3 protein-coding genes are annotated in these 3,234 nt (G+C 63.5%); 1 reads left to right on the top strand and 2 read right to left on the bottom strand.

Features of this window, described 5'->3' with window-relative positions; genetic code table 11:
• Window positions 1-184: 184 nt before the first annotated feature.
• Window positions 185-1,528, bottom strand: coding sequence for a phosphoglucosamine mutase (gene glmM / locus JQ632_RS38950; protein WP_212408018.1), 1,344 nt, complete (start codon window positions 1,526-1,528; stop codon window positions 185-187).
• Between the two features lie 228 nt (window positions 1,529-1,756).
• Window positions 1,757-1,924: a hypothetical protein gene (locus JQ632_RS38945; protein ID WP_212408017.1), complete on the bottom strand. Its 168-nt coding sequence runs from the start codon at window positions 1,922-1,924 to the stop codon at window positions 1,757-1,759.
• A gap of 91 nt (window positions 1,925-2,015) precedes the next feature.
• Here JQ632_RS38945 and JQ632_RS38940 point away from each other — a divergent pair, with 91 nt between their 5' ends.
• Window positions 2,016-3,152 (top strand): alpha-hydroxy acid oxidase, encoded by a 1,137-nt coding sequence (locus JQ632_RS38940; protein ID WP_212408016.1) that lies wholly within the window; start codon window positions 2,016-2,018, stop codon window positions 3,150-3,152.
• The last annotated feature ends 82 nt before the right edge of the window (window positions 3,153-3,234 follow it).

Here is a 3,234-nt window from a genome sequence, read left to right as displayed (position 1 = left end):
CAACAGACCTGAACGAAACAAGAATTGTGTTACCCATGTCGTCGGTTTGAACTGTTACCCATCTCGCCGGTTGCTCACGCCGCGAAGCGGCGAGACGGGTGACGGGTATCTCTCCGCGGAGACAGACCCCTCATCCGGCGCGCTACGCGCGCCACCTTCTCCCACAAGGGGAGAAGGAAGATTCTTAAGCCGCCGCCTGGCCGAGAGCGGAGACGATGGTGTCGACGACTTCCTCGACCAGGATACGATCCTCGCCCTCGCCCATCACGCGGATCACGGGCTCGGTGCCGGACGAGCGGATCAGGAGCCGGCCGTGGCCGTTGAGCCGCTGCTCGCCATCGGAGATGGCCGATTTGACATCGGAATCGTCGAGCGGCTTGCCGCTCTTGTAGCGGACGTTCTTGAGGATCTGCGGCAGCGGATCGAAACGGTGGCAGACCTCGGAAACCGGGCGGCGCAGCTTCTGCACCACCGCCAGCACCTGCAGCGCGGCGACGAAGCCGTCGCCGGTCGTGGCGTAGTCGGACAGGATGATGTGGCCGGACTGCTCGCCGCCGAGATTGTAGCCGCCGCTCAGCATCTGCTCGAGCACGTAGCGGTCGCCGACCGGCGTGCGCACGAGATCGATGCCCTGCCCCTTCAGGAAGCGCTCGAGCCCGAGATTGGACATCACGGTCGCAACGATGCCCGGACGCGACAGCCGGCCGTCCTCCTTCCAGCTCTGGGCGATCACCGCCAGCAACTGGTCGCCGTCGACGATATGGCCGCGCTCGTCGACCAGGATGACGCGATCGGCGTCGCCATCCAGGGCGATGCCGATATCGGCGCGCATTTCGCGCACCTTCTTCGACAGCGCTTCCGGCGAGGTCGAACCGCATTCCTTGTTGATGTTGAAGCCGTCAGGCTCGACGCCGATCGGGATCACGTCGGCGCCCAATTCCCACAGCGCTTCCGGTACCACCTTGTAGGCGGCACCATTGGCGCAATCGACCACGACGCGCAGGCCGTCCAGCGACAGGTCGCGCGGCAGCGTGCGCTTGGCGAATTCGATGTAGCGGTCGTGCACGCCGTCGATACGACGGGCGCGGCCCAGGCTCGCACTCTGTGCGAGCCGCTTGTCGAGGGATTCGTCGAGCAGTTGCTCGATCTGCTTCTCGACGTCGTCCGAAAGCTTGAAGCCCTGCGGGCCGAACAGCTTGATGCCGTTGTCCTCGAACAGATTGTGCGAGGCCGAGATCATCACGCCGAGATCGGCGCGCATCGACTTGGTCAGCATCGCGACCGCCGGCGTCGGCATCGGGCCGACCAGCAGCACGTCCATGCCGACGGAGGTGAAGCCCGCCACCATCGCATATTCGATCATATAGCCGGACAGGCGCGTGTCCTTGCCGATCACCACCCGGTGGCGATGATCGCCGCGCTGAAACGCAAGACCGGCCGCCTGGCCGACCTTGAGCGCGAGTTCAGGCGTGATCAGTCCGTTGGCGCGGCCTCGAATCCCGTCGGTACCGAAATATTTGCGGCTCATGTGGTCCCCCAAGCAAGAACCAGGGATCCCCATTCTACAACTGGCGGATGCCCCGGAAAGCTCCACCATTCCCTGATTTGCTGGGGGTCTTATAATGCCATCGCGGCTAACTTGGCTTCAAAAAATATGATGAATCATTACGGAACCGGATCACCGGGACGCCCGGTAACCTATTGTTAATGTTAAATTTCCCGATCATCGCACCGGCGACCGTGGAACCCGTGGGCGCTAGTCCTTGCGCTTCACGTGGTGGTCGCCCCGGCTCGGCGGCGGCTGGGTGACGTTGACGGGATCGGAGGCCGGGAAGGTCTCCTCCAGCCCTTCCTCGAGGGCTTCGTCCAACCGGCGCTTCTCGATGCTCTCGTCCGATTTCGGCAACACGTGCGGTCTGGTCATGACGACCTCCTCGCAAACGATTTGGCTGTGCATCCAACCATGCTAGATGACCATGAAAATCTGGGATGCAAGCACGGGCCGGGGAACGTTGATGAAGCATATTACCTGCATTGAAGACCTGCGTGAGCTGCACAAGCGGCGCGTGCCGAAGGCGTTCTTCGACTATTGCGATCGCGGCTCCTATGCCGAGGAAACGCTGCGCGCCAACCGCGAGGATCTCCAGCACATCAAGTTTCGCCAGCGCATCCTGGTCGACGTCTCCAAGCGCGACACCTCGACGACCATCCTCGGCGAGCCCTCGACCATGCCGCTGATCCTCGCGCCGGTCGGACTTTTGGGCATGCAGCATGGCGACGGCGAGATCCACGCCTGCCGCGCCGCGCAGGCCGCCGGCATTCCGTTCACGCAGTCGACGATGTCGATCTGCTCGATCGAGGACATCGCCGCCAATGTCGAGAAGCCGTTCTGGTTCCAGCTCTATGTGATGAAGGACCGCGGCTTCATCAAGGACCTGATCCAGCGCGCGATCGCCGCCAAATGCAGCGCGCTGGTGCTGACCGTTGACCTTCAGGTGATCGGACAACGTCACGCCGACATCAAGAACGGCATGTCGGTGCCGCCGGAATGGACGCTGTCGAAACTGATCGACTTCGCGACCAAGCCGGCCTGGGTCTCCGGGGTGCTGCGCGGCAAGCGCCGCACCTTCGGCAACATCGCCGGCCACGTGAAGAACACCGAGGACCTCAACCGGCTCGCCGAATGGACGGCGTCGCAGTTCGACACCACCCTGAACTGGAAGGACGTCGAGTGGATCCGCAGCATCTGGCCGGGCAAGCTCGTCATCAAGGGCATTCTTGACGTCGAGGACGCCGAGGAAGCGGCCAAGACCGGCGCGCAGGCGCTGGTCGTCTCCAACCACGGCGGCCGCCAGCTCGACGGCGCGCCGTCCTCGATCGAGGTACTGCCTGAGATCGCAGACGCGGTCGGCTCCAAGATGGAGATCATGTTCGACGGCGGCATCCGCTCCGGCCAGGATGTGGCGCGCGCGCTCGCGCTCGGCGCAAAGTCCTGCATGATCGGCCGCGCCTATGCCTATGGCCTGGGCGCCAGCGGCCAGGCCGGCGTCGCCAAGGCGATCGACATCATCCAGAAGGAGCTGCTCACCACCATGGGCCTGTGCGGCGTCAACAAGGTGGACGAGATCGACGATCACATCATCGCGGTGTGACGTGCCGTAGCAACCATTAAACGCCGAGGAGTTTTTCAGTCCACGGCGTTCCGCGTTGCACGACGGTGTTGGCATAGATGAG

The sequence above is a fragment of the Bradyrhizobium liaoningense genome, from assembly GCF_018130955.1.
GTDB classification, from domain to species: domain Bacteria; phylum Pseudomonadota; class Alphaproteobacteria; order Rhizobiales; family Xanthobacteraceae; genus Bradyrhizobium; species Bradyrhizobium liaoningense_C.
Note: the sequence above shows the minus strand (reverse complement) of the source record. Positions and strands in the feature narration are given on the sequence as shown.

Bases quoted from the DNA above. Each gene is read 5' to 3' on its own strand.
- glmM (WP_212408018.1), bottom strand. From the start codon at position 1,528: ATGAGCCGCAAATATTTCGGTACCGACGGGATTCGAGGCCGCGCCAAC.
- JQ632_RS38945 (WP_212408017.1), bottom strand. From the start codon at position 1,924: ATGACCAGACCGCACGTGTTGCCGAAATCGGACGAGAGCATCGAGAAG.
- JQ632_RS38940 (WP_212408016.1), top strand. From the start codon at position 2,016: ATGAAGCATATTACCTGCATTGAAGACCTGCGTGAGCTGCACAAGCGG.